The organism is Bradyrhizobium sp. UFLA05-108 (assembly GCF_059803455.1).
The window spans coordinates 1-1,209 of sequence record NZ_JBANAZ010000201.1 but is presented as its reverse complement, the minus strand read 5'-3'; the positions used below and the strand labels follow the sequence as shown (position 1 = coordinate 1,209).

Sequence of the window (1,209 nt, the reverse complement as noted above, 5' to 3'; positions counted from 1 at the left end):
CTCGTGGGCTCGGGTTCGCCATACCAGCTGCAACTTGCAGCTTGACGTAGGCTTGTACTTTCTTAGCCATTTAAATTTCCTCGGTTTGGGTAGTATCGCCTCGCAAAAGGCTCCCCGTGTTTCACCTCGCCAGACAGGCATCAGGCAAGGCATCTAAAAACAAAAGGCGCGAAATTGTAGTTCAATTTCGCGCCTTTGACAAGCGGCAACGCGCCACTCATTGCTGATTATTCGATCAGCCTTTCTCAACCTGGCTGAAGTCCAGTTCCACCGGCGTTGCACGGCCGAAGATGGAAACGGAAACTTTCAGGCGGCTCTTTTCGTAATCGACTTCTTCGACCACGCCGTTGAAATCTGCAAACGGGCCATCGTTGACGCGCACCAGCTCGCCCGGCTCGAACAGCGTCTTCGGACGCGGTTTGTCACCAACCTGCTGCAGGCGGTTCATGATCGCATCAACTTCTTTATCGCTGATAGGCGCAGGACGGTCAGACGTGCCGCCGATGAACCCCATGACACGCGGTACGCTGCGCACCAGGTGCCAGCTGGCGTCATTCATCACCATCTGCACCAGCACGTAGCCAGGGAAGAATTTACGCTCGCTCTTGCGACGCTGGCCACCACGGATTTCAACCACTTCTTCCGTAGGCACCATCACTTCGCCGAACAGCTCTTCCATATCGTGCAGTTTGATGTGTTCACGCAGCGATTGCGCTACGCGACCTTCAAAACCGGAAAACGCCTGAACGACGTACCAACGTTTTTTTGGAGCTTCAGACATTTTAGAACCTCAGGCCAGTAATAAACGACACCAGACGGACCAGAATACCATCCAGTCCCCACAGAATCAGTGACATCACGGCGGTTACCGCGGCAACGATCAACGTGGTGTGTAGCGTTTCCTGACGAGTTGGCCAAATCACTTTACGTACTTCGGTACGCGCTTCGCGGGCAAACGCAACGGTGGCTTTGCCTTTGGTGGTCATCAGAGCCACTGCACCTGCAACGGCGATGATCAGCACAACTGCCAGCGCGCGCAATGGCAGGCTTAAATCACGGTAGTAATAGTTACCGACAATAGCCACAACCAACAGAACGGCGACGATCAGCCACTTTGCCGCTTCCAGGCCGCGTCCGCTCCCTTGAGCCTCGGTATTCGCACTCATAAACCAACCTGTCACAATGATGATTCAGAACAAACAACTTTGC

Annotated in this window: 2 protein-coding genes; both read right to left on the bottom strand. The window is 54.0% G+C overall.

What is annotated here, in order from left to right; genetic code table 11:
• Window positions 1–235 precede the first annotated feature (235 nt).
• The gene (gene nusG / locus SO140_RS45960) at window positions 236–781 is read right to left on the bottom strand and encodes a transcription termination/antitermination protein NusG (RefSeq protein WP_004929914.1); all 546 of its coding nucleotides are present in this window, start codon (window positions 779–781) and stop codon (window positions 236–238) included.
• A gap of 1 nt (window position 782) precedes the next feature.
• A complete protein-coding gene (gene secE / locus SO140_RS45955; protein WP_004929916.1) occupies window positions 783–1,166 on the bottom strand; it encodes a preprotein translocase subunit SecE in 384 nt (127 codons plus the stop codon).
• Window positions 1,167–1,209 lie beyond the last annotated feature (43 nt).

Bases quoted from the DNA above. Each gene is read 5' to 3' on its own strand.
- nusG (WP_004929914.1), bottom strand. From the start codon at position 781: ATGTCTGAAGCTCCAAAAAAACGTTGGTACGTCGTTCAGGCGTTTTCC.
- secE (WP_004929916.1), bottom strand. From the start codon at position 1,166: ATGAGTGCGAATACCGAGGCTCAAGGGAGCGGACGCGGCCTGGAAGCG.